Annotated in this window: 25 protein-coding genes and 1 tRNA gene; 22 read left to right on the top strand and 4 right to left on the bottom strand. The window is 58.0% G+C overall.

Annotated features, from left to right (window positions below; genetic code table 11):
• Nucleotides 1–133: 133 nt before the first annotated feature.
• The 3 genes from ABDB84_RS05930 to infA all read left to right on the top strand — a co-directional run bounded on the left by ABDB84_RS05930 (nt 134) and on the right by infA (nt 1989).
• Nucleotides 134–1183 (top strand): asparaginase, encoded by a 1050-nt coding sequence (locus ABDB84_RS05930; protein WP_345918775.1) that lies wholly within the window; start codon nt 134–136, stop codon nt 1181–1183.
• A 236-nt stretch (nt 1184–1419) separates the two neighbouring features.
• The gene (locus ABDB84_RS05925; RefSeq protein ID WP_345918774.1) at nt 1420–1623 is read left to right on the top strand and encodes a cold-shock protein; all 204 of its coding nucleotides are present in this window, start codon (nt 1420–1422) and stop codon (nt 1621–1623) included.
• A 99-nt stretch (nt 1624–1722) separates the two neighbouring features.
• On the top strand, nt 1723–1989 hold the full coding sequence (gene infA, locus ABDB84_RS05920; RefSeq protein WP_345918773.1) for a translation initiation factor IF-1: 267 nt from the start codon (nt 1723–1725) through the stop codon (nt 1987–1989).
• Nucleotides 1990–2019: 30 nt separating this feature from the next.
• Here infA and flgA read toward each other — a convergent pair whose 3' ends face one another.
• Complete coding sequence (gene flgA / locus ABDB84_RS05915; protein WP_345918772.1) at nt 2020–2700, bottom strand: flagellar basal body P-ring formation chaperone FlgA; 681 nt, start codon at nt 2698–2700, stop codon at nt 2020–2022.
• A 369-nt stretch (nt 2701–3069) separates the two neighbouring features.
• Here flgA and flgB point away from each other — a divergent pair, with 369 nt between their 5' ends.
• The 9 genes from flgB to flgJ are packed head-to-tail and all read left to right on the top strand — an operon-like array spanning nt 3070 to nt 10336.
• A complete protein-coding gene (gene flgB / locus ABDB84_RS05910; protein ID WP_345918771.1) occupies nt 3070–3471 on the top strand; it encodes a flagellar basal body rod protein FlgB in 402 nt (133 codons plus the stop codon).
• Nucleotides 3472–3482: 11 nt separating this feature from the next.
• Nucleotides 3483–3890, top strand: coding sequence for a flagellar basal body rod protein FlgC (gene flgC / locus ABDB84_RS05905; protein ID WP_345918770.1), 408 nt, complete (start codon nt 3483–3485; stop codon nt 3888–3890).
• 14 nt (nt 3891–3904) lie between these two features.
• The gene (locus ABDB84_RS05900; RefSeq protein WP_345918769.1) at nt 3905–4624 is read left to right on the top strand and encodes a flagellar hook assembly protein FlgD; all 720 of its coding nucleotides are present in this window, start codon (nt 3905–3907) and stop codon (nt 4622–4624) included.
• Between the two features lie 15 nt (nt 4625–4639).
• Nucleotides 4640–5914, top strand: coding sequence for a flagellar hook protein FlgE (gene flgE, locus ABDB84_RS05895; RefSeq protein ID WP_345918768.1), 1275 nt, complete (start codon nt 4640–4642; stop codon nt 5912–5914).
• Nucleotides 5915–5971: 57 nt separating this feature from the next.
• Nucleotides 5972–6703 carry a flagellar basal-body rod protein FlgF gene (gene flgF / locus ABDB84_RS05890; protein ID WP_345918767.1) on the top strand — a complete coding sequence of 244 codons (732 nt, stop codon included), beginning with the start codon at nt 5972–5974 and terminating at the stop codon, nt 6701–6703.
• Between the two features lie 30 nt (nt 6704–6733).
• A complete protein-coding gene (flgG, locus tag ABDB84_RS05885; RefSeq protein WP_345918766.1) occupies nt 6734–7516 on the top strand; it encodes a flagellar basal-body rod protein FlgG in 783 nt (260 codons plus the stop codon).
• An 18-nt stretch (nt 7517–7534) separates the two neighbouring features.
• Entirely contained in the window at nt 7535–8200 is a 666-nt protein-coding gene (locus ABDB84_RS05880; RefSeq protein ID WP_345918765.1) for a flagellar basal body L-ring protein FlgH, read from the top strand.
• 51 nt (nt 8201–8251) lie between these two features.
• The gene (locus tag ABDB84_RS05875) at nt 8252–9355 is read left to right on the top strand and encodes a flagellar basal body P-ring protein FlgI (protein ID WP_345918764.1); all 1104 of its coding nucleotides are present in this window, start codon (nt 8252–8254) and stop codon (nt 9353–9355) included.
• A 24-nt stretch (nt 9356–9379) separates the two neighbouring features.
• Nucleotides 9380–10336: a flagellar assembly peptidoglycan hydrolase FlgJ gene (gene flgJ / locus ABDB84_RS05870; RefSeq protein ID WP_345918763.1), complete on the top strand. Its 957-nt coding sequence runs from the start codon at nt 9380–9382 to the stop codon at nt 10334–10336.
• A gap of 68 nt (nt 10337–10404) precedes the next feature.
• Here flgJ and ABDB84_RS05865 read toward each other — a convergent pair whose 3' ends face one another.
• Nucleotides 10405–10593, bottom strand: a complete 189-nt coding sequence (locus ABDB84_RS05865) for a hypothetical protein (protein WP_345918762.1) — start codon at nt 10591–10593, stop codon at nt 10405–10407.
• 92 nt (nt 10594–10685) lie between these two features.
• Nucleotides 10686–12005 (bottom strand): adenosylmethionine--8-amino-7-oxononanoate transaminase, encoded by a 1320-nt coding sequence (gene bioA / locus ABDB84_RS05860; protein WP_345918761.1) that lies wholly within the window; start codon nt 12003–12005, stop codon nt 10686–10688.
• Between the two features lie 124 nt (nt 12006–12129).
• Between bioA and yaaA the strand changes: the two genes are divergently transcribed.
• The 3 genes from yaaA to queF are packed head-to-tail and all read left to right on the top strand — an operon-like array spanning nt 12130 to nt 14896.
• Complete coding sequence (gene yaaA, locus ABDB84_RS05855) at nt 12130–12918, top strand: peroxide stress protein YaaA (protein WP_345918760.1); 789 nt, start codon at nt 12130–12132, stop codon at nt 12916–12918.
• On the top strand, nt 12915–14060 hold the full coding sequence (locus tag ABDB84_RS05850) for a M14 family metallopeptidase (RefSeq protein WP_345918759.1): 1146 nt from the start codon (nt 12915–12917) through the stop codon (nt 14058–14060). The genes yaaA and ABDB84_RS05850 overlap by 4 nt, the downstream gene beginning before the upstream one ends.
• The gene (queF, locus tag ABDB84_RS05845) at nt 14057–14896 is read left to right on the top strand and encodes an NADPH-dependent 7-cyano-7-deazaguanine reductase QueF (RefSeq protein ID WP_345918758.1); all 840 of its coding nucleotides are present in this window, start codon (nt 14057–14059) and stop codon (nt 14894–14896) included. The genes ABDB84_RS05850 and queF overlap by 4 nt, the downstream gene beginning before the upstream one ends.
• 83 nt (nt 14897–14979) lie before the next feature.
• On the opposite strand, the gene ABDB84_RS05840 is transcribed toward queF, so the two are convergent.
• Nucleotides 14980–15055 (bottom strand) — tRNA-Thr (locus ABDB84_RS05840).
• 319 nt (nt 15056–15374) lie between these two features.
• Here ABDB84_RS05840 and ABDB84_RS05835 point away from each other — a divergent pair.
• Genes ABDB84_RS05835 through ABDB84_RS05805 form a run of 7 tightly spaced genes read left to right on the top strand, consistent with a single transcriptional unit; the run spans nt 15375 to nt 24056 of the window.
• Nucleotides 15375–15878 (top strand): type IV pilin protein, encoded by a 504-nt coding sequence (locus ABDB84_RS05835; protein ID WP_345918757.1) that lies wholly within the window; start codon nt 15375–15377, stop codon nt 15876–15878.
• Nucleotides 15879–15887: 9 nt separating this feature from the next.
• Entirely contained in the window at nt 15888–16526 is a 639-nt protein-coding gene (locus ABDB84_RS05830) for a prepilin-type N-terminal cleavage/methylation domain-containing protein (RefSeq protein ID WP_345918756.1), read from the top strand.
• Nucleotides 16526–17008, top strand: coding sequence for a type IV pilus modification PilV family protein (locus ABDB84_RS05825; protein WP_345918755.1), 483 nt, complete (start codon nt 16526–16528; stop codon nt 17006–17008). Before ABDB84_RS05830 ends, ABDB84_RS05825 begins: the two co-directional genes overlap by 1 nt.
• 53 nt (nt 17009–17061) lie before the next feature.
• Nucleotides 17062–18321: a PilW family protein gene (locus tag ABDB84_RS05820; RefSeq protein ID WP_345918754.1), complete on the top strand. Its 1260-nt coding sequence runs from the start codon at nt 17062–17064 to the stop codon at nt 18319–18321.
• A 14-nt stretch (nt 18322–18335) separates the two neighbouring features.
• Nucleotides 18336–18959 (top strand): hypothetical protein, encoded by a 624-nt coding sequence (locus tag ABDB84_RS05815; protein ID WP_345918753.1) that lies wholly within the window; start codon nt 18336–18338, stop codon nt 18957–18959.
• Between the two features lie 46 nt (nt 18960–19005).
• The gene (locus ABDB84_RS05810; RefSeq protein ID WP_345918752.1) at nt 19006–23316 is read left to right on the top strand and encodes a pilus assembly protein; all 4311 of its coding nucleotides are present in this window, start codon (nt 19006–19008) and stop codon (nt 23314–23316) included.
• Complete coding sequence (locus ABDB84_RS05805) at nt 23316–24056, top strand: energy transducer TonB (RefSeq protein ID WP_345918751.1); 741 nt, start codon at nt 23316–23318, stop codon at nt 24054–24056. The genes ABDB84_RS05810 and ABDB84_RS05805 overlap by 1 nt, the downstream gene beginning before the upstream one ends.
• Nucleotides 24057–24127: the final 71 nt, after the last annotated feature.

Here is a 24127-nt window from a genome sequence, read left to right as displayed (position 1 = left end):
TGCTTGCCGGGAAAGTCTGCCGTCGGCCCTGTCTGGTTTAGCGGAAGATCGACAGGCCTGCTTGAGCGCCTGACGACGAAAGGCGTGATATACGCTACGAAGTGGAAATGGATATGTCTGAGAAGGGGCTGGTTTGAGTCGTATTCTGATCTTGTATACCGGCGGGACGATTGCCTCGGCCGGTCAGCCGCTGGCGCCCATGCCGGTCGCGCTGTTTGCCGAGGTGCTGCGCACGCGCGGTTTGTTGCCGCCCGCCGCACACTGTGAGTTGCGCGCACTGGATAAACCGCTGGACAGCGCCAGCATGCAGCCGGCCGATTGGGGGCAGATCGCACGCAGCCTGCTGGCAGCCTGGTCGCACTTCGATGGTTTCGTAGTCTTGCATGGCACCGACACCCTGGCCTGGACGGCCGCAGCGCTGTCCTATTTGCTGCCGGGTATCGACAAGCCGGTGGTGCTGACGGGATCACAGTATCCGTTGGCGTATGAAAACTCTGACGCACCACGCAATTTCAGCGATGCGCTGGCCGTGGCCGCCACCGCGCAGCTGCAGGAAGTCATGGTGTGTTTTGCCGGTCAGGTGTTGCGTGGCAATCGCGCGATCAAGCGCAGCGCCCAGGCGTTGGAAGCCTTTGTCTCGCCGCGTTGTTCGCCTTTGGCACGGGTGGAGGACGGTGTCGTCAAGCTGGACGCGCAAGCCTTGTTGCCGGCGCGCCGCGCGGAGCAGGCGCTCTCGGAACGGCGCACTGCGCTGCTGGCCGAGCTGGTGGAGCTGGAGAAGGGCTTGGCCGCCGCCACAGTCTGGGTGCTGTGCGTGCATCCGGGCTTTCCGGTCGCCATGCTGCAGGCGGCCTTGAGCTTGCCGGCGCCGCCGGCAGCCTGGTTACTGGTCTGTTATGGCAGCGGCAATGCGCCGCAGGATGAGGCCTTCCTCGCGGCCCTGGCCGCTGCACAGGCGCGTGGCATTGCCCTGTTGGCGATCAGCCAGTGCGAGCATGGCCGGGTCGAGATGATGACTTATCAGGCCGGCAGCAGTCTGGCTGCCGTCGGCGTGGTGGGCGGTGCGGACCTCTGCCTGCCGGCAGCACAGGCCAAATTGGTCCTGCTGCAGGCGCGTGGTTTGCGAGGCCAGGCCTTGCTGCAGGCGATGCTGCAGCCGCTGGCGGGTGAGCTTGTCGTGTGAGTCGCGTTGAGATGTTTTTGTCATTGGCGGGTGCGGCGGCGGGCGGCTAAGTTACGCATTGAATTGCGATAAAGCTTGCCAGCGCAGGCGAAGCAGTGCACAGTGCGCCCAGCGATCATTAAGTCAGTCCTGTTGTCTGGTCAGTACCCGCCGTTTTCCGGTATTCCGCCCTTCATCTCCCTGTCATCTTGAATCGTCCCTCGGGGCATAGCCCAAACACGTTTCAGGAGATAGGCATGGCAATCGGTACAGTCAAGTGGTTCAACGACGCTAAGGGTTTTGGTTTCATTACGCCGGATGATGGCGGCCAGGACCTTTTCGCACATTTCTCTGCAATTCAGAGCGCAGGTTTCAAGACCCTGACCGAAGGTCAGCGCGTCAATTTCGAGCTCGTCAATGGCCCCAAGGGTCAGCAAGCTTCGAACATCACAGCAGCTTGATTATTGCTGTCAGTCAGCGCAAAGCCCGGCGTGAGCCGGGCTTTGCGCTTTTCATTTTTGCAAGACCTGTTGCAGGTCCTGCCTACTCGGACACTCATCATGGCTAAGGAAGAACTCCTTGAAATGCAGGGCGTTGTCGCGGAAGTGCTGCCGGACTCACGTTTTCGCGTGACTCTGGAAAACGGCCACCCGCTGATCGCCTACACCTCGGGCAAGATGCGCAAGCACCATATCCGCATCCTCGCCGGTGACAAGGTGACGCTGGAGATGTCGCCCTATGATTTCAGCAAGGGCCGTATCACTTTCCGCCACATCGAACAACGTGGTGGTCCCGCACCACAGTCGGCACCGCGCAGACGTAACTGATCTGGCTGCCCGGTCTGCTGGCCGGCGGCTCTACTCGGCGACTTCGACGATGCCGTCTGCGCCGAGCACACCCACAATGACGCGGCCGTTATCGAGGCGGACGCGTGTAACTTCTCCCTGCATGGCGGTATTGAGCGCGCGACCGCCATTGGCGACCGTGAAGCCTTTACCACGTGCGATGACCTTCACTTCCTGACCTGCGCGTACGTTGACCGTTGCCAGCAGATAGACGCTGCGCAAGCTCTGCCCGCTGTTCAGTGCTTGTCGCGCATGGCGACCGATCACGCTGTCGAGCTGAGTCAGGATGTCGCTGGGCATGCTGCTCAGCTCACCCTCGACCAGGCGCACATCGTCAATGCCGATCGCCTGTCCGCCTGCGACAGGCCGCGCCATCACGACATAGCTTCCAATGACTGAAACCCTGGCGCTCAGATAGAGCGAGGCAGCCGGCGTTTCACTGCAGCGCAGCCCGACCGTGATGCGCCCCCAGTTCTTCTGCGCTGCCGGGACAAAGGCTTCCGGCTGTTTGCAGTTGGCCAGGGGATTGCGCGCCGAGGGCGTCGCCACACTGATGTTCACTTGTCCGGCAAGTCCCTGAGCACGTTCGCGCAGAAAGCGCTCGGCCAGCTCGCGCAAAGCCTCGGGCGTTGCAGCCTGGGCGGTGCTTGAGAGCAGGAGCGCGCAGAGCAGGGCGGTGATGACGGGCTTCATGGTTTGACTGGCAGAACAGTGCTCGCCGGAATTGGGCGCTAGCCCGATTCAAACACGGATCAAGTGCCGCTCGGGCGCAGAACAGATCCACCAAAACACCCTACTTCCATTGACCGGCAATGTTTGCCGTTGCCTGCCGCCGCACTGCCGGGGCGAGCTGCCGTTTTGCCGCTTTGTAAGTGGTATTTGGCCGTTTTTCGATCGTTTTGGCGCTGGCACGGAAGCTGCGATATGCCTGTCGAGCACGCGGTCCATTGCCGCTGGATTCGGGAGACGGAAATGTTCAGGAAACAAGGCAAGCGTTTTGCAGAGCCCAAGCTTGATCAAGGTCCGGTGCTGGTGAACAACAAGAATTCTGGAGCAGAGCAAATGAGCAGACTTGACGACGCATTGCGCTTTCATCAGACCGCGCTGGATCTGCGTTCCCAGCGTCAGGCGCTGATTGCTTCCAATATTGCCAACGCAGATACGCCGAACTACAAGGCACGCGACATCGACTTCGGCAGCGCGCTGCATGGCGCCTTGGCCGGCCGCGTTGCTCCGCTGGCTTTGTCGACCACTGCAGCCAACCATGTGGCCGCTGCCGGCGTTGCCACTGCGCCGAATCTGCAATATCGCCCGGAGACGCAATCGAGTGTTGATGGCAACACCGTGGATATGGATGTGGAGCGCGCCGCAATGGCTGAAAACACGCTGCACTATGAAGCCAGCATTTCATTCATCAATGGCCTGCTCAAGAGCATGCAGGCGGCGATTACGGGTCAGGGCTGAGGAGTCGCATCATGAGCCTGTTTGATGTTTTCGGAATCGCCAGTTCGGCCATGCATGCGCAGTCGCTGCGTCTGAACACCACGGCGAGCAACATGGCCAACGCCGATAGCGTAGCGGGGCCTGATGGCCAACCCTATCGCGCCAAACAAGTGGTGTTCCAGGCGCGTCAGCAAGGCAACAACCCCTATGCTCAGGGCGTGCAGGTCTTGCAGGTGGTCGAAAGCGCTGCGCCCTTGCGCATGGTGTACGACCCGAAGAGCCCGGCGGCCAACAAGGATGGCTATGTCTCGATGCCCAATGTGGATGTGGTGGAGGAAATGACCAACATGATCTCTTCTTCGCGGGCTTATCAGACGGATGTTGAAATGATGAACACCGCTAAAACAATGCTGCAAAAAGCACTCACCATCGGCTCCTGATCGAGGTTCCCATCATGACCACCACTACTTCCACGAATTCGAGCACGACAGCGGATATTTACGCTGCCATCAATGCGGCGAATACTGCATCGGGTTCGTCGAGCTCGACCAGTTCGAGCAGCTCGACGACGAAGGACTCTACTGCAACCTCGCAGGCGAGCTTCCTGAAGCTGCTGACCACGCAGTTGCAAAACCAGGATCCGATGAATCCGACGGACAACGCCGAGCTGACCTCGCAGATTGCGCAGATCAATACCGCCAGCGGTATGGAAAAGCTCAATACAACAATGAACACGCTGCTCTCCGGCTATAAGTCCAGCGAGTCCTTGCAAGCGGCTTCAGCCTTGCTGGGGCACTCGGTGCTGGTCAAGGGGGATCAGCTCAATCTGTCCAGCGGTATGGCCGTCGGCGGTTTCACGCTTGAAGAAGCGGCAGACAAGGTGGTCATTTCGATTCTGGATTCGAGCGGCAAGGAAGTTGCCAGCGAAACCATGAGCAAGCAGGACGCGGGTTCGCACGACTTCGTCTGGAACGGTCTGAGCACCGACGGGACGACGGCCAAGGATGGCACCTACACCATGAAGATTACGGCTACTGCAGGCAAGGACACGATCAAGTCCAGCGCTCTGGAGATGGCCACCGTCACGAGCGTGATCAATTCGGATTCTGGCGCAAGCATCGATGCGGGGCGGTTCAGCAAACTCGCTCTCACCGATGTTGTCCGTATCCTCTAGTCTGGAGATATCAAAATGGCATTGCAAAGTGGTCTTTCCGGTCTGAACGCCGCAGCAAAATCGCTGGACGTCATCAGCAATAACGTTTCCAACGGCAGCACGGTTGGTTTCAAGCTATCGTCATCGGTGTTTTCGGATCTGTTCGCCTCGGCGATCAATGGTGCGGCATCCTCCACCCAGGTGGGTATCGGTACCTCGATCAGCAAGGTGGCGCAGCAGTTCTCGCAAGGCAATATCTCGACGAGTAGCAATCCGCTCGATATGGCCATCAATGGCGACGGCTTCTTCCGTCTGTCCGATGCAGGCACCATCAGCTTCACCCGCAATGGTCAGTTCCAGCTGGACAAGAATGGTTATGTGTCGAGCTCTTCCGGGCTGCACCTGACCGGCTATGGCGTGGATGCCAATGGCAAGATCGTCGCCGGCCCCTTGTCGGACATTCGCGTCAATAACGCGATCCTGCCGCCGGTTGCGACCGGCCAGAGCTCTGCGGGCACGGGTATCGAGATCCAGATGAACTTCAACGCGGCCGATGAAGTGAAGACCGATAGCGCCGGTACTGCCGTGGCGACCTTCAATCAGGCGGACGGCACCACCTATAACTTCTCGACTTCGGTCAGCGTCTATGACCAGAGTGGCGCGCAGCACAGTCTGGGGCTGTTCTTCCAGAAGCAGTTCCCGGGTACCAGTACCACCGACTGGAAGATTTACACCTCGGTTGACGGAGGGACTGCAAGTACGACGGCGCAAACGCTGACCTTCGACAATACAACGGGCAAGGTCAGTGGCTCTGGCTTGCTGTCGATTGGTATCGACATCGATCAGTCCGTCTATACCGCGCCTGACATGACCGGTGTTCCGCTCAACTTCACGGGCTCGACGCAGTACAGCGGTTCCTATGCCGTCAATAGTTCGACGCAGGATGGTTACGCCGCAGGTCAGCTCTCCGGTATCGCAATCGATGCCACGGGTGTGGTCAAAGGCAAGTACAGCAACGGCCAGACGACCAATCTGGGTCAGGTGGTGCTGGCCCACTTCGCTGATCCGGGTGGGCTGCAATCTGCCGGCGGCAATCTGTGGTCGGAGTCTGCCGCATCGGGTCAGCCGCAGGTCGGCGCGCCGGGTACCGGTCAGCTTGGCGCGATTCAGTCAGGTGCTCTCGAAGACTCCAATGTGGACCTGACGGCTGAGCTGGTGAACATGATTACGGCGCAGCGCAACTACCAGGCCAATGCGCAGTCGATCAAGACGCAGGATCAGCTCATGCAGACCCTCGTCAATCTGCGTTAAACCTGATTAGACCGAGCTGATTGCCGATCAACCCACGCGAATCACGATGCTTCGATCATGGATAAACTGATCTACACCGCAATGTCCGGCGCGAAAGCCACGATGTCTCAACAGACCTCGGTGGCGCACAACCTGGCCAATGCCACGACGACCGGTTTTCGCGCCGAGCTGCATCGCTTCCGTGCGGTGAATGTGCAGACGCCGGCTTTGCCGACGCGTGCTTTCGCCGTGGATGCCAGTGTGTCGAACGATCTGAGCACGGGTCCGTTGGAGCGCACTTCGGCGCCTTATGACGTGGCCATTAATGGCAATGGCTGGTTCGTTGTTCAGGGCGCTGATGGCAAGGAAGCGTATACGCGCAATGGCCACTTCACGATTGATCCGGAAGGCGTGTTGCGGACGACCTCCGGTTTGGCCGTGATGGGCGATGGCGGGCCGATCACCATTCCGCCGGACAACAGCATTGAAGTGGGTCAGGACGGCACCATCACCACCACGCCGCTGACCGGCGCCAAGACCAGCGCCAGCGCGATCGCTCGTTTCAAGCTGGTCAATCCGGCGGCCGCTGATCTGGTGCGCGGCGAGGATGGTCTGTTTCGCACGCAGACGCCAGCGGCGCAGGATGATTCGGTACGTGTTTCTGGCGGCTATCTGGAAGGCAGCAATGTGAATGTCGTCGACCAAATCGTCAGCATGATGTCGCTGGCGCGGCAGTTCGAAATGCAGATCAAGATGCTGGATACCGCACAGCAAGACGACAAGGCTGCGACGGCGATCATCAGTCGCTGAGCACTGGCACCAACATAAGGAGTAGCTGAAATGATGAACGCATTGTGGGTGGCCAGAACCGGACTCGACGCACAGCAAACCCAGCTGGACGTTATCTCCAACAACCTTGCTAACACCAGTACCAACGGTTTCAAACGTGCGCGTACCATTTTCGAGGATCTGCTCTACCAGAACCTGCGTCAGCCCGGCGCGCAAAGCTCGCAGAGCTCGACCATCCCGACCGGCTTGCAGATCGGCACTGGCGTGCGTCCGGTGGCGACCGAACGCATCCAGTCCCAGGGTAATCTGCAACAGACCACCAATACCAACGACCTGGCCATTCAGGGGGCCGGCTTTTTCCAGGTGCTGATGCCTGATGGCACGACGGCTTATACGCGTGATGGCTCATTCCAGAAGGATTCGCAAGGCCAGCTGGTGACATCCAGTGGCTACCCTTTGCAGCCGACCATCACCATTCCCGCAGATGCGCTGAGCGTTACCGTGGCCAAGGATGGTACGGTCAGTGTGACCCAGCCGGGTTCCACCGCGACAACGCAAATCGGCGCCATCCAACTGGCGACCTTCGTCAATCCGGCAGGTCTGCAAAGCCTCGGTGAAAACCTCTTTGTCGAGACTACGGCCAGTGGCACGGCCACCGCCTCAACGCCCGGTACCAATGGTTCGGGTACGGTGAATCAGGGCTATGTCGAAACCTCCAACGTCAATACCGCGGAAGAATTGGTGAACCTGATCCAGACGCAGCGCGCCTATGAATTCAATTCGCGCATCGTGCAGACCGCCGATGCCATGCTGGGCAAACTCAGCTCACTGTAAGAATCGCTTGAGGCCATCATGAAGGCTTATTTTCACAAGCTGGTCTGCCTGTTGCCCATGTTCTGCTCGGCATGTGCCTTGATCACGCCGACGACGGCCGTGCATCAGCCGATGACGGCGCGCCCCGAACCGGCTCCGGCAGCAGTGAGCGGCGGCTCGATCTTCGGTTTGGCAACCCGTCCTTTGTTTGAAGATCGGCGTGCCCGTCTGGTGGGCGATACCTTGACCATCAATCTGGTCGAGAGGACCCAGGCCAGCAAGAACGCCAACGCCAATGCCACGCGCAGCGGCAGTACCAATGTCGGCTTCAATACGGCGCTCGGCGTGCCGGGCAAATTCCTCTCGCCCTTGTCGGTCGCGGGCACTGACGATACTTCGTTCTCTGGCAAGGGTGCGGCGGCGGCCAATAATGCCTTTACCGGCACGATCACCGTGACGGTGATCGAGGTTTATCCGAACGGCAATCTGCTGGTCTCCGGCGAGAAGCAGATAGCCATCAATCAAGGGCAGGAATTCATACGTTTTTCCGGCGTTGTTAATCCGGCCTATGTGACAAGCTCCAACTCTGTCCAGTCCGTGCAGGTCGCGGATGCACGCGTCGAGTACAAGGGAAGCGGTTATATCGACGAAGCCCAGACCATGGGCTGGTTGCAGCGCGTGTTCCTCAACGTGCTGCCGTTCTGAGTATCTGGTCTGCGTCACCTGGCGTAGCGCTTTCGATTTGCGGAGTTGATCATGAATGCAGTTGTGCGTCTTGCCCTCGGCGTATTGGTGGTGCTGACAAGCGCACTGGCACAGGCTGAGCGTGTCAAGGATCTGGCGACCATTTCCGGCGTGCGCAACAACCAGCTGATCGGCTACGGTCTGGTTGTCGGCCTCGATGGCACGGGGGACCAGACATCGCAGGCGCCCTTCACCACGCAGAGCCTGATCAACATGCTCGGCAATCTCGGCGTCAGCATTCCGACCGGAACGACTCTGCAGCTCAAGAACGTTGCGGCGGTCATGGTGACCATGCAGATGCCACCGTTTGCCCAGCCCGGGCAACAGTTCGACGTCAACGTCTCCTCGCTCGCCAATGCCAAAAGTCTCAAGGGCGGCATGCTCTTGATGACGCCGCTCAAGGGCGCTGACGGGCAGGTCTACGCCGTAGCTCAAGGCAGTCTGATCGTCGGCGGCGCCGGCGGCCAGGCGGGTGGTACGACCGTCACCATCAATCATCTGTCCGCCGGTCGTGTGCCGGCGGGGGCGACGGTTGAGCGCCCGGTCGAGATGCAGGTCGGCCAGGGCGACTCGATCATGTACGAACTTGGCGCCTCCGACTTTGGCACGGCACAACGCGTGGCTGAGGTGATCAATGCTAATACCCAGCCGAATACCGCCTGGCCGCTGGATGGCCGGCGCATCCAGGTGCGCGCGCCTGAGTTGCCTTATGAGCGCGTGGCCTTCATCGGCAAGATCGAAAATCTGGAAGTGGTGCCCTTGTCTGGCGCTGCGCGCGTGATCATCAATTCACGCACTGGTTCGGTGGTCATGAATCAGGCCGTGGCCTTGCAGGAATGCGCTGTTGCGCATGGCAATCTTTCCGTGACGGTGAGTGACAATCCGCAAGTCAGCCAGCCCAATGCGCTCTCTGGCGGCACTACCGCGATAACCAACAACGGCAGCGTCGACATCAAGCAGGGCGGCGGTGGCTTCGTGCGCTTCAAGCCGGGCGCGAATCTGGCCGAGGTAGTCAAGGCACTCAATTCGGTGGGCGCCAATCCGCTGGACATGATCAACATTCTGCAAGCGATGAAGGCTTCGGGCGCACTGCGCGCCGAGCTCGAAGTGATCTGAGCCCATTCCAGAGGACTTTAGGACATGATCGACCAGGTCAACACATTCGACGTCAATGCGCTCAGCGCGCTCAAGCGCGCTGCGCGCGAGAACACCCCTGAGTCGATCAAGGCGACGGCCAAGCAATTCGAGGCGCTGTTCCTGCAGATGATCCTCAAATCCATGCGCGATGCCTCGCCGAAAGACGGCATGTTCGATAGCGATGCAACGCGTTTCTACCAAGGCATGAGCGACCAGCAGATGGCCGGTGTGCTGGCGCAAAAAGGCGGCATCGGGCTGGGCGCGGCACTGGAGCGTCAGCTGATGCTGCAGGCATTCGGTAATACGCCGCCGGCAGGCAGTAGCGCCGCCACCACGCCGCAGGCTCCAGCGACACCGCTTGTCCCGGCAGCTGCTGCAGCGATCAGCGCACAGGTGACGAACGCGAATGCAGCGAACACGAGCTCGGGCGTGCAGGCGACTGCAGACGCTGCAGGCCTGAACGGTGACCCGCAACAGTTCATCCGCGCGCTGTGGCCGCAAGCGGCCGATGCTGCGCGTCAGCTGGGTGTGCCCGCACACTTCCTGCTCGCGCAGGCAGCGCTGGAGACTGGATGGGGCAAGGCCGAACTGCGCATGGCCGATGGCAGCCCCAGTTACAACCTGTTCAATATCAAAGCCGGCAAGAACTGGAAGGGGCGTACGGTCAACGCCAAGACCACCGAGTACGAAGAGGGTGTCGCACAGGCACGCACAGAGTCTTTCCGTGCTTACGGCTCGTACGCCGAAGCCTTTCAGGATTACGCGCGCCTGATTCAGCAATCGCCGCGTTACGCTGCCGCGCAGGGGCAGGCCGATGCGCTGAGTTTCTCGCAGGCTTTGCAGGCGGGAGGTTACGCCACCGATCCGGCTTACGCAGAAAAGCTGACGCGTGTGATCAATAGCGCGGTGATGCGTCAGGGCGTCATCACGACTGCAATGAACACTACGATCTATACCTGATTGTCATTTGTCGAAGATGAAAAGGCGCTTAGCTCACGCTAAGCGCCTTTTTTCTGCCTGGGCAGAACTTACTTGGCAGCAGCAGGGGCCGAGGCTTCAGCCTTTGCCTTGTGTGCTTTCTTGGCGACATGCTTCTTCGCAGCTTTGGCAGGAGCCGAGCTGGAGGCCGTAGCGGCCGGTGCGGACGTTGCGTCAGCAGCGAAAGCAGCGGTAGACAGGAAAGCACCAGCAATCAGGGCGGTCAGCAGCTTGTTCATTTTCAGTTCCTCAACTTGTCGAATGAGCCGGGATGTCCCCGGACAAGACCATCAACGCAGCGCTCTGAGGGGGCGATGACAAGAATTACAATTTAATATTTTGTTACATCTAGTGCGTGTTGCAAGGCGCTCATGCTGGCCTGTGCAAGTGTCTCGATATCGGCAGCTTCGACGATGTAAGGCGGCATCCAGTAAACCGTGTTGCCGATCGGCCGCAGCAGTACGCCTTGCTGCAGCGCGTGTTCGGCGAAGCGGCGTGCGAAGCCCGGCGCAGCGCTAGGTACGTCAAATGCCAATATCATTCCGTGCTGGCGCAGGTGATGAACGGCAGAGTGGGTGACGATGTTGTCTGCCGCGTCCTTCATCAAGCGTGCGCGCGTGCGATTATTTGTAAGTACCTCGTCGCGCTCGAAGAGCTCCAGGGTCGCTAGCGCAGCGCTGCAGGCGAGGGGGTTGCCGGTGTAGGAATGCGAGTGGAGGAAGCCGCGACTGACTTCATCGGCGTAGAAGGCCTGATAGATCGCATCGCGCGAGAGCACCAGCGAGAGCGGCAGATAGCCGCCCGAGATGCCTTTTGACAGGCAGAGAAAATCCGGCCAGATGCCGGCTTGCTCGCAGGCGAAAAACGTCCCCGTGCGGCCGCAGCCGACGGCGATTTCGTCGGCGATCAGATGCACTTGGTAACGATCACACAGCGCACGTGCGAGGCGCAGGTATTCGGCGTCGTACATGGCCATGCCGGTTGCGCATTGCACGAGGGGTTCGACAATCAGCGCGGCAGTGGTGGTGTGATGTGCCTCCAGCCAGGCTTCGAGTCCTGCAGCCGCACGGCGTGCGACATCGACGCGCGTCTCGCCATCGCGGGCTTGTCGCCAGTCAGGTGAGGGCACGGTGTCGGCACTGCGCACCAGGGGCGCGTAGGCGTCGCGGAACAGCGCGATGTCGGTGACCGCCAGAGCGCCGACGGTTTCGCCGTGATAACTGCCGGCCAGGCAGACAAAACGGTTCTTGTCGCTGCGCCCCAGATTGCGCCAGTAATGCAGGCTCATCTTCAGCGCGATTTCGGTGGCCGATGCGCCATCCGATGCGTAGAAGGCGTGGCCGAGCACGCCGCCGGTCAGCGCGCTGAGCTTTTCAGAGAGTGCGACCACCGGCTCGTGGGTGAAGCCGGCCAGCATCACGTGTTCGAGCTTGTCGAGTTGCTCGCGCAGGCGCTGGTTGATGTGCGGATTGCAGTGACCAAAGAGATTCACCCACCAGGAGCTCACCGCGTCCAGGTAGCGCTTGCCCTCGCTGTCGATGAGCCAGGCGCCTTCGCCGCGCGCGATGGCGAGCAAGGGCAGGGTTTCGTGCTGTTTCATCTGGGTGCAGGGGTGCCAGACGGCGGCGAGGGAGCGCTGGAGCAGGGACATGGATTTTTACGGGCGTGGTTTCGGATGCGATAATAGCGCCGCCAGCGCTGCAAACGATCTTCGCCCGATTTTCCCGACTTCCACTATCTGGCGTCTCGTTTGCGCTTCCCATGTCGAGTTGCCCATGCTGATCACCATTTCTCCCGCCAAATCGCTGGATTTCGAGTCCCCCCTGCCTGCTGCGCTGAGCGCCTTGCCACACACCCAGCCGGATTTTCTTGATCACTCGGCTGCGCTGATCGACATCCTGCGCGAGCGCTCGCCAGCCGAGATCAGCCGGCTGATGGATATTTCCGATCAGCTGGCGGTGCTCAATGTCACGCGTTACGCCGAGTGGTCGCCGCCGTTCTCCGAGGCGAATGCTCGCCGCGCTGCTCTGGCCTTCAATGGCGATGTGTATGAGGGGCTGGCCGCGCCAACGCTGTCGGCCGAGGACCTGGCTTGGGCACAACAGCATCTGCGCATTCTCTCCGGCCTCTATGGTGTGCTGCGGCCGCTCGATCTGATGCAGGCCTATCGCCTGGAGATGGGCACGCGTCTGGCCAATGCTCGCGGCAAGGATCTTTACGCTTTCTGGGGCGACACGATTACCGAAGCGCTCAATGCCAGCCTGGCTGAGCAGAACGCGGATATCGTGCTCAATCTCGCCTCCGAGGAGTATTTCAAGTCGGTGCGTCCGGCCCGCCTCAAGGCGCGCATCGTTACGCCGGTGTTCCAGGAGTGGAAAGGCGGCGCTTACAAGATCATCAGTTTCTACGCCAAGCGTGCGCGTGGTTTGATGAGCCGTTACGTAATCCTCAATCGCATCGAGGATGTCGAGCAGCTCAAAGCATTTGATGTGGAGGGCTACGCTTTCGATGCCGCAGCCTCATCCGCAGATCAGTGGTATTTCCGTCGCAAGGTCACAGCATGAGTCAGTCCCCGATCCAGATTCTCAGTCAGTTCGACAGTGGCAATATCGAAATCATCTCGGTGAGCGATCCGCAAAATCTGCGCCTGCGCATCCGCCCGGACAGCAATTCCGAGTTCTTCCAGTGGTTCCATTTCCGTCTCAATGCGCCGACAGGCAGCGAATTGCGTCTGGTGATCGAAAATGCTGGCGAGTGCAGCTATGCCGATGGTTGGTACGGCTACCAGTGCGTGGCCAGCCTTGATCGGCAGGACTGGTACCGCATCGCCACGACGAGTTACGACGGCGAAAAGCTCAGCATGACTCTCACCATGCCCGGCGAGAGCCTTTGGCTGGCCTATTTCCAGCCCTACTCGCTGGAGCGGCATTACGATCTGCTCGCGCGCTGCGCGCAGGATCCGCGCGTCAAGCTTGCGCAGCTGGGGGAGTCGGTGCAGGGGCGCAGTGTTGATGTGCTGCGTGTCGGCAATGGCGCGCGTCAGGTCTGGGTGATTGCCCGTCAGCATCCGGGCGAGAGCATGGCCGAGTGGTGCGCCGAAGGCTTGCTCGACAGCCTGCTGGATGCAGCGAACCCGCTGGCCCGCGAGATCCTCGCGCAGGCCACCGTGCATGTTGTGCCGCACGTCAATCCGGATGGCAGCTTCCTCGGCAATCTGCGCAGCAATGCTGCCGGCGCCAATCTCAATCGCGAGTGGCTCGCACCCAGCCGCGAGCGCAGCCCTGAAGTGCTGGCCGTGCGCGAGGGCATGCTGCAGAGCGGTGTCGATCTGTTCATCGATCTGCATGGCGATGAAACGCTGCCCTATGTCTTCATCGACGGCAGCCACATGGTGCCCAACTACGGCGCGCGTAATCAGGTCTTGCAGGCGGCGTTTCTCGACGAACTCAAGCTTGCCTGCAGCGACTTCCAGACCGTGCACGGTTATGCCGACAACCGCTTCAGCGATGAATTGTTGAGCCTGGCTTCCAAATGGGTGGCTCATCAGTTCAATTGTGTGGCCCTGACCCTGGAAATGCCCTTCAAGGACAATGCTGACGCGCCTGATGCACGCACAGGCTGGAGTGCTGCACGCAGCAAGCAAGTCGGTGCTGCGTTGCTGGCGCCGATCAGCAAGCATCTGCGTGCGCTGGGAGAGGCGGCATGAGCCACAACGAGGTCAGCGCGTCGCCGCTGGGCAAGGCCGTCAGCTATTGCGAGGACTACAACCCGGCGCTGCTGTTCCCGATTCCACGGGCCGGCAAGCGTGCCGAGCTGGGCATCAGCGATGCGGCGCTGCCCTTTGTCGGCCGCGACATCTGGAATGCCTACGAGCTCTCCTGGCTCAATCCGCGCGGCAAGCCGGTGGTGGCCTTGGCTGAATTCAGCGTGCCGGCCATTTCGCCGCGCCTGATCGAATCGAAATCGCTCAAGCTCTACCTCAACAGCTTCAACCAGACGCAGTTTGCGGGCGCCGACGAAGTGGCCGAGTACCTGCGCCGCGATCTGAGCGCTGGCGCCGGTGCGCCGGTCGGCGTGCAGGTGGTTGATGTGCGCCAGGCGCAGCGCGTGTTCGCGCTGCCAGCGGGCGTCTGCATTGATGATCTGGATATCGACATCACCGGCTATACGCCGGCGCCGGGCCTGCTGTGCGCCGATGCGAGCCGGCAGCTGGAGGACGAGACGCTGTACTCGCATCTGCTCAAATCCAACTGCCTGGTCACCGGTCAGCCCGACTGGGGCCTGCTCGCCGTCCGCTACAGCGGAGCGGCCATCGATCGCGAGGCCCTGCTGCGCTACCTCATCTCGTTCCGCCAGCACAACGAGTTTCACGAGCAGTGCGTCGAGCGCATCTTTTGCGACATCCAGCGCCAATGCGCCCCGCAACGCCTGGCCGTATGGGCGCGCTACACCCGCCGCGGCGGCCTCGACATCAACCCGCTGCGAGCCAGTGACATCGCCTGGGCTGAAGAAATCGGCAACCTCGCGGAAGCGCGCCAGTAAGCGCCGCCGGTCGGACGCCGACTGGATTTGTCCCGCCAGAATGCAAAAAGGGCTTAGTCTTGCGACTAAGCCCTTGAAAATACTGGTGCTGCTGACCGGAATCGAACTGGTGACCTACTGATTACGAATCAGTTGCTCTACCGACTGAGCTACAGCAGCGAAGGGGGCGAATCATACATGTAAGCGCGGAGAAGGGCAAATGCTCGAGAGCTCTTATTACCAACCTGCCGCTTGTTCTTGTAAAAAAGCCTTTTGTCGAATTGAGTAGAGTCTTTTGGCCAATCGGCCGATCAAGTCGCATGTAGAGCGAGATCGAAAGTCTTCGAATTGCTGCTGCGGCAAACGGATGTCCGGCGTCTGTCTCGCGGCATGCGAGGTAAACGCTGAGTTGGCATTGGGCGGCTATATACTTCCAAGCTCAGGCGGCTTGCGCCGTGGGTGAAGCAGCAATCCAGAGATGATCAACAGGTGCTAAACAATGAACTTCCCGGTCCATCGCTTTTCTCGTTTTCGGGTTTTAGATAGCCTTGCTCGTGGTTTTACCTTGCTTGAGCTTTTGATCGTGATCGCGATCATCTCCATCCTTGCGAGTGTCGCGTTGCCTGCCTATCGCGATTACCTCATGCGTGGGCGTATGGTCGACATGACCAATGCCTTGACCACCTTGCGCGTCAAAATGGAACAGAACTACCAAGACAACCGGACTTATGCTTCTGCGGATGTAGGCGTCTGGCCATGTGCCACTAGCGAACTTTCCGCGATTAATTCCAGCTTGACCAGCGGCGCACATTTTTCGATTAACTGCGGTGCCCCGTCTGCAACGAGCTATACGCTGACTGCTGCCGGGGTTGCCGGAACCGACATGGCCGGTGGCTCCTATAGGATTGATCAGGATGGCAGCAAGAGCTCGACGAGTCCGTCAGCCTGGGGCTCTGTGACCAGTACTACTTGCTGGCTGATCAATCGCGGCAGCAGCTGTTAAGCCGGGATAATGATGATGCGTGCGCGTGGGTTTTCGCTGATCGAGTTGTTGATCACCTTGGCAATCCTGGGTTTTTTGCTGGCGGCAGCCATTCCCAGTTTTCACGCCTGGATGTCCAATTCGCGGGTGCGCTTGGTGGCCGATACGCTACAAAACGACTTGCGTAAAGCCCAGGCAGAAGCTGTGCGGCGTAATCACCAGACGGCATTGATCTTGACGGCGAGCACCTCATCACTCTCGGCACTTAATGCAACCGGCTCCACTACGGGGGGGAATTGGTTCATGCGTGTGGTCAACGCTAATTCGAGTGAATCGACGAGCGATGCGACTGTTGGGGGGAGTTATTTTCTGGGGGCTTCAACTATTGGCGCCAACTACGGCGTTTCGATGTCCGCTTCGACCGCTATGGTCTGTTTTAACTCCATTGGTCGCCCCGTGACCAATTCGTCGGCAGCTAACTTACCATCGGGGGGGACGTATAACTTGGCTTGTACGGCTCCTGCTGATGCAGCAACTCCCTTGACCTATACCCTAAGCGGTGCCACCAGTTCGGTACGTTCGCTCAAGGTGACGGTCAGTCTGGGAGGGCAGATTCGTATGTGTGACCCCGCGAAAACACTTTCTTCTTCAAATCCGGATGGTTGTTGATGAAGTCGAGAATCAGAGTACGCAGCTTGATGAAAGTCGGTGCTTTGCGCCGTCAGCGCCGAGCCGGCTTTGCCTTGCTTGAGGCGCTGATCGCGATCGTCTTGTTTTCGATCGGCTTGTTGGGAATGGTGGCACTGCAGGCGCGTGCGACCCAGATGTCGATTGGTTCCGAAGATCGTACACGCGCAGCGGCGTTGGCCAATGACATGGTGGCATTGATGTGGAACACCAACGCTAGCTCGGTTTCCAGTGCGGATCTAAGTGCTTGGCAGGCGCGGGTTAGCGATACCGGCAACCTGGGAGTCCCCGGCGGGGTTGGTACGGTTGCGACTCCAACTAACTGTAATGTGATCATCGTGCAGGTGGCTTGGAAGGCGATCAACAAGACGACGGCTGCCACGTCTAGTGCCGCATCGTCCTGCGACGTTGCATTGCCCGCGAACACCAATAGTGCTTACAAAACCAAATTCGTGATCCCCTGATGAAGCGATTTCCCCGTCCCCTTTTGCGCATGCCCAGGTCTCTGTTACGCGGCATGAGCCTGATCGAGCTGCTGGTTGCAGTCATCGTTGGCGTCGTGGTTTCTCTGGCCATCTATACCGTGTTGGTCAGTGCCGAGGGGCGCAAGCGCACGACCACGTCGGTTAACGATATCAATCAGGGGGGCTCCTATGTCCAATATATTCTTGATCGTTGGTTGCGCAGCGCCGGGAGTGGCTTCGCATCCGGCGTGACAATGAATGGTTCGTCAACGGTATATCCTTACGGTTGCAAACTCTACGCAGCCAATTCGAGTGCAGGGCAGCTGTTGCCGGCAGCCAATCAATTGCCGGCTCCTTTTGCGAGTATTAGTCAGACCTTCCGTCTGACCCCTGTGCTGATCATCCCTAATGGCACAACGCCCGGTGTCAGCGGCCAGCCGTCTGATGTTTTGGTCATCATGGCGGGCAGTGCAGGGGCTTCTGAAATGGCGACGGCTTTTTCGGGTTTCCCCACAGCAAACACGGCCGAATTGCTCAATACCGTCGATTTTTCGGCGAATGATCTGGTATTGCTATCCGAAATACAGCCTCAGGCCAGCAGTAGCAGTACTGCTTCCGCCAACTATGTCCTGCCTTGCATGGTGCAGCAGGTTCAGTCCAATGGTTCGGGCAGTACGACGCTGAGTCTCGGCGGAAGTTACGCAGCGGCGACCATTGCATCGAGAAACATGATCGACATGTCGGATCAAGGCGGTGCATTTAACCTTGGTAATATCAGCGCTGGTCGCGCGCCGAATTTTCTGGTCATCGGGGTTGGCGCGAATAACACACTGTTTTCTTATGATTTGCTGCAGACAACGGCGAGCCCAAAGCAGGCGATAGCTGATGGGGTGTTCGAAATCCATGCGCGATATGGTTTGGCGTCCGGCGGGGCGGGTACTGCGGTAAATACTTGGATCGCGCCAGATACAACGACCAGTAGTTATTCGTATTCGTCACTGTCTGGTGGTACTACTGCCGCGACAAACACCTTGCGTCAGATCCGTGCCGTGCGGGTCGGCATTATCATGCGTACATCTTTGCCAGAACGGACCGCCTCAAGCGCGGGGGGCTCAGCCTATGTCGCTCCAGCTTCATTGACACTGTTTTCTGATCTGGAGGCGGCCGGTAATAGCACTTGTTCGGATAGCGCGCAAAATGGTTCTGTGCTGACTTCTACGGGCGCTTTGCGCTATACGCGCTGTCTGGGTACCAGTGAGCGCAACTATCGCTATCGAGTGCTGGACTTCACAGTGCCTTTGCGCAATCTATGAACAATGGAGCTGCAATGAAAAACCGGCCTATTGTCCAATATATTGGCGTGCGGGAGCGTGGGGCGACAATAGTCATCGCCTTGATTGCACTGTTGGCCCTTTTGTTTTCCGGCATGGCGCTGATCCGCTCTTTGGAAACTACGCTTGCCATTGCAGGTAACGTTGCGTTCAAGCGAGATCTCGTCAATCGAGGAGACATTGGTTTGCAGACTGCGCGTGCAGCCTTTTCGTCTACTGCATCCAGTGCGGGCGGTCTTGCTTCGGCAGCGAATCGTTTGACAAGCAGTACCACTAAAAATTACTCAGCAACACGTTTGGAAACAGACCCAGTCAGTGGCGTACCGAAGGTTCTGATGGGGAACGATACGACTTTTGCGACGGTCGGCTCAACGTCCAATGATTATACGGACCGAGATATCACCGTCCGCTACATCGTGGATCGTTTGTGCACGGCTACGGGCGAGCCATCGCTGGAAAATTGCGTCATGTACTCCTACTCCACCAATGCAACAGGCGGGAGTGATTATTTGCTGAATCGTCGCGCTGGGATTGAAATGGTTCCGGTTTATCGTATCAGTGTGCGCGTTACAGGTGCGCGTGGCACGGTCGCTTACCTGCAGTCGACCGTAGCAAAATGAATGGCGTGAGGCTTGTCCTGGCTTTTCCGTCGAGAGGGAATATCGTATGAGCACGATCCGGAAAAATATCATCCACCAAAGCAGAAACTTACTGTGCTGCATGCTGCTTGGGGTATGCATGACAGGCGGAGTGGTTAGGGCTGCCGACATCAATCTGGCGGACGCCCCGATTTTTTCGACTTATACCGTGCCAGGCAATTTGGCGCTGACGCTCTCGGTGGAATGGCCGACAGCCACCACGCCGGGTTATCTCAGTACGACAGCTTACGCATCGACCACAGAGTTTATTGGTTATTTTGATCCTGATAAATGTTACGTTTATAACTACCTTACCGGTGCGCCAACGTTCAGTTATTTTTCGCCTAGCAGCTTCGCAAGTAGCCGTACTTGTTCAGGAAGCACGGAGTGGAGCGGAAACTTCCTGAATTATATTTCGATGCAAACTCTGGATACCTTTCGCTGGGTGTTGACGGGTGGATATCGACGCGTTGATAACGATGCATCAGGAACCAACAAATCAGATCAGTCGCTTAAGCCGACATCGGAAACTGTGCCTAGTAGCGCGCCTTACAACACAGCAGGCACGACGATTCTTACAAAAACCTATGCCTATGCTGTGAATGGCACGTCCCGTGTCCCGCTTAAAAACGTTTCAAACTCGACAACAATTGCGAATGCAACACCATTTGGCTGGAGCAGCTTTTATGCTGGCATCTGGGGGCGAGGGATAGCGCTGGATTTTAGTAATGCGACATTTTCGGTAGGGACAGACGGGACTGTGCCGACTGCGCCGACCAATTGGGATGGCAGTACGACCAGTAATGGGAAGTACAGAATCTATATCAATGTTCAGGTCTGCAAGGATGAAACCTATAAAGAGTCAAATTGCGTAAAATATGGCAACTACTATAAGCCAGAGGGCTTGATGCAGACCTATGCGTCCAAGCTTCGCTACGCTGTTTTTGGTTATTACAATCATGACGGCGACTCGACGCAGCAGCGCGACGGGGGGGTTTTAAGGGCGCCGATGAAATACATTTTGCCGACACAGCCAGTGCCAGGCTCTTTGCCGGTAACTAATACTTCCGCAGAATACCGTACTGATGGGACCATGGTCTCCAACCCGGATAGTGCCCTGGCGACAAGCATTACGAGTGCGTCCGGAGTGACTATCAGCAATAGCGGGGCAATGAATTACATCAACAAATTTGGTCTGTCATCCCAAGACTACAAGAGTAAGGATCCTGTTTCAGAGCTGTATTACGCGGCAACTCGCTATTTTCGCAATCTTGGTAACGTTACGGCTTATTCCGATCTGTCGGGTGGATCAAGCTCGGAGAAAACAATTTGGCTTGATGGTTTTCCTGCGGCGCTGACGTGGACTGACCCAATCGCTTATTCATGTCAGAAAAATTACATTCTGGGTATTGGGGATGTGAATACTTGGCGCGATGCGGATTTGCCTGGCAGTACGCTCGCGGGTACCGTGGCAAACAAGCTCAGCTCTCTTGATTATCCCTCCGGCGCCTTGAATTCACAGGTTTCCGCCGATACAACAGTGAACGTCAAAACGGCGACGGATAGGGTAGGTGTGCTGGAAGGGCTGAGTAACTCTCAGACGCTCGGCAATATATTCGTATTCCCCGGCGAAAAAACATGCGCGGATGCGGACCAAGGTTGCGCAACGTATTACATTGCAGGTTTGGCTTATGAGGCTCATACCAAGGATATTCGTCCTGACTTGCCAAATACTCCCAAAATACAGACGATAGATACCTATTGGGTTGATGTGCTTGAGAGTGAGAAATACTGGCACAAAAATCCGTATTGGCTGGCAACCAAGTATGGTGGCTTCACCGTGCCAGATGGATTTTCGCCCTATACCAGTTCATTTCCTACGGATGTTACGACTTGGCGCACCAATAGCGATACGCTGACGCGCAGAACGCTGACTGAGGATCCTCGCCCAACCAGCCCAAGCTACCCAAATGGTGGTGCGGCAGGCTTGACTTTTGCCAACAACACATCCGCGGGCGAGACGGACTTGGTCGATGCACGGCCGGATAATTACTTTCCTGGCAATACGCCCGCGAAGATGAAGTCCGGCCTTCAGACGGCATTTGCCAAAATTGCGGCGGATGCTCAAAGCGGGAATTCCACCGCATTTTCGGTACCATCTCCCCGTCAAAAGGTTTCCAATAATGTCAGCTATTCAGCGACATACGATCCTAAAACCTGGACCGGGAGTGTCGTTGCATCGCGGGTTAGCTACGACGCGACTACTGGGGCCCCCAGCTATACGCAGATCTGGAACGCTCGAGATAGTTTGGAGTTGCGAACTGCGACCAACCGAAAGGTCATCACCTGTTGCGTGACTTCTGCCTCGGCATCGAGCACGACCGGTAATCAGGCTGGCATGCCATTCACCGCGACGAATTTGAGTGGCACTACCTTTGCGCGAACAAATCATGCTTCGTTTTCGAGTATTTCCGGTGTGAGTACGTCGGCACAGAGCCTTACGGATTATGTGGCCTATCTGCGTGGGGACCGTAGCAGGGAGTTGTCCGCTAGTTCAAGTTCGGGCAAGTATCGCAAACGGACCTATCTGCTTGGTGATTCGGTGAATAGCCAGGCCGTGCCGGTTGCGGCACCGAACTTCCCTTATTACGATTCAGCCAATCCGGGTTATTCCGCATTCAAGCGGGACAAAAAGGACCGCCAAACGATTGTCTATGTTGGTGCGAATGACGGTATGTTGCATGTCTTCGAGGGGGCGGTGTCGAGTTCGTCTTCGAGCACGGGCTCTTCTTCGAGCAGCAGTGTGAGCAGCGCCTCGTCGTCTGTATCAAGTTGCGCCAGTGGCGGTCAATGTGGCTACGAGCTGTTTGCGTATATCCCCAGCTTTGCCTATGGCAACAGCTCTTCTGCCGCGACAACAGGGCTGGCATCGCTTGGTACGCCAAGTACCTTCTCGCATCACTATCTTGTGGACGCCACGCCGCAGTATGCGGACGTTGATTTCAATCGTACGGGGACGACCTGGGCGAATCAGACGACTCGGAATTGGGGCAGTATTCTGGTCGGGGGGCTCGGCAAAGGTGGTAAGGGCTATTATGCCCTGAATATTACGGACCCCTCGACTTGGGCGACCGACACCGAGAGCACGCTTTCACGCAATGTTTTGCTCTGGGAGTTTACTGATGTGCACATGGGTTATACCTATGCCCAACCCTCGATTGTCAAGACCAAGAAATATGGTTGGACTGTTATCGTCACGTCCGGCTACAACAATGATAATGGTATTGGTTATTTCTACTTTCTGAACCCTGCAACGGGTGCTTTGTATGAATCGGTTGCTACAACGAGTGGCTCAACGACCTCGCCTATCAATCTGGGCGGTCAGACGGCCTTTGTGCCGGATTACACTGACGGCACAGCTGATGCTGTCTATGCGGGTGATTTGCAAGGCAATGTCTGGCGTGTCGATCTCACGTCTACGTCGGCGGCTTATTCGATACTCAAGATTGCCAGTCTGAGTAACAACTCCCAGATTCCGGGTAATTCATCGTCGAGTAGCAGTAGTAGCAGTAGTGTTGCTGGAACGGTGTACCAACCCGTCACCGTGCGGCCGATGATCGAAGTGGCACCAGATACGCTCAAGCGTTATGTGTTTGTTGGTACCGGGCGTTTGCTGGATGACACGGATTCCGCATCTTTGAACACCCAATCTCTGTATGCGATTCTGGATGGAACGCAGAGCTTCGGAACTTTTTACTCCTCTACGACAGCGCCCGCAGGCTTTCCTGTGACCAGTTCAAACCTGCTGCAGGTTTCCAGTCTGACGACAGGGGTGTCGAGCTCGGCGTCATCCATGGGCGGCTGGTACGTTAATTTGAATGCGACGACGCTTGGCTCGGTTTACGCGTCAAGTTCGTCAAGCTCTGCGAGTAACTCGAGTAGTTCGAGCAGCTCCAGTTCGTCCAGTTCATCCTCTGCGACCAGCTATTATGCGCCGCGCATCATTACAGATATGACCTCCAATAATGGCATTGTGGCGGTGGCGATTGATCGTACGACAGGAGATCCTTGTAATTCTCTGGGCGAGAGTATCTCCGTTGCGTTGAACTTTTCGACTGGTCAGAGTGTGTTGACCGATGGCGCCGGGAATATCGTCGTTTCGAGTGGCTGGGGGGCGGGTTTTTCAACAGGCATTTCATTCTTGAATGTCGGCGGGAGACTGCGCCTGTTGCTCGGGAGTACGAGCGTGAGCGCTCCTGTGCGTAATATCTCGGGGAATTTCTCAACATCCGCGGGGCTTAAACAGATCAATTGGCGAGAAGTGCCATCGGCTGACTGATGTTCGGGTTGCGGATGTATGGCCGCCTTCGTGTGGGCTGCGATGGTTTGCATCTGAGCCCACGCATTCGCTGGGCGCTGGGGGTTTCGTCAGCGGCACACTTTTTGTTGCTCTGGGTCTGCGCGGATTATGCCGCCACGCGTAATGGCGAAACTTCAGGATTCGCGGGCGCAGGCTTGCGGCCTCCGATGCAGGCCAGGCTGCTGCGTGCGTCAGACACGAGTGTAGTTGCCAAATCTGCACTTGGGGATGGCCTCTGGCTCGCTGGGCTGTCGCTTGAGCGGCGCGAAATCAGTCGCCCTCCTGACCCAGTATTGAGCCAGATTGCGCCCTGGGGCGGGCTTTCATCCGGACATGCGCAAGGCGCGTTGCGCGCCCAGGATGGTCATGGCGTGATGCTGCCCGCCTCGCGTTACATGGCTTCTTCACTGCTTGAGCGCAAGCCGGTTGCGCTGTCCTCACCCGACTATAGTCTGCTGAGAAGCCTAACCCCCAGTGGTGAGCCCATCCGCTTGCGCCTGTATGTTGATGAGCGCGGAGACGTGCAAAGTGCTGATGTGCTGCGTGCCAGTCCCGTAGATCGAGACTTTGCAGAACAGGTTCGTGTGATGTTTTTGCGCACGGCGTTTATTCCCGGAAGATTTCAGGGGCGTGATGTCGCTGCCTATATTGATATCGAGTTTGCCTTCGTGGATGAGCCGGCGACTCAGGGCGTGCAGGATTTCCCTCCGCTTCGCTGAGTCCTCTGTTCCAGACCCTTGGCTCGCCTTGCTTTTTTGCGCGTAGTGGCTCTCCGTGCTTACCGCCAAAG

The organism is Uliginosibacterium sediminicola (genome assembly GCF_039631295.1).
GTDB classification, from domain to species: domain Bacteria; phylum Pseudomonadota; class Gammaproteobacteria; order Burkholderiales; family Rhodocyclaceae; genus Viridibacterium; species Viridibacterium sediminicola.
This window is presented reverse-complemented; position numbering and strand designations above follow the sequence as displayed.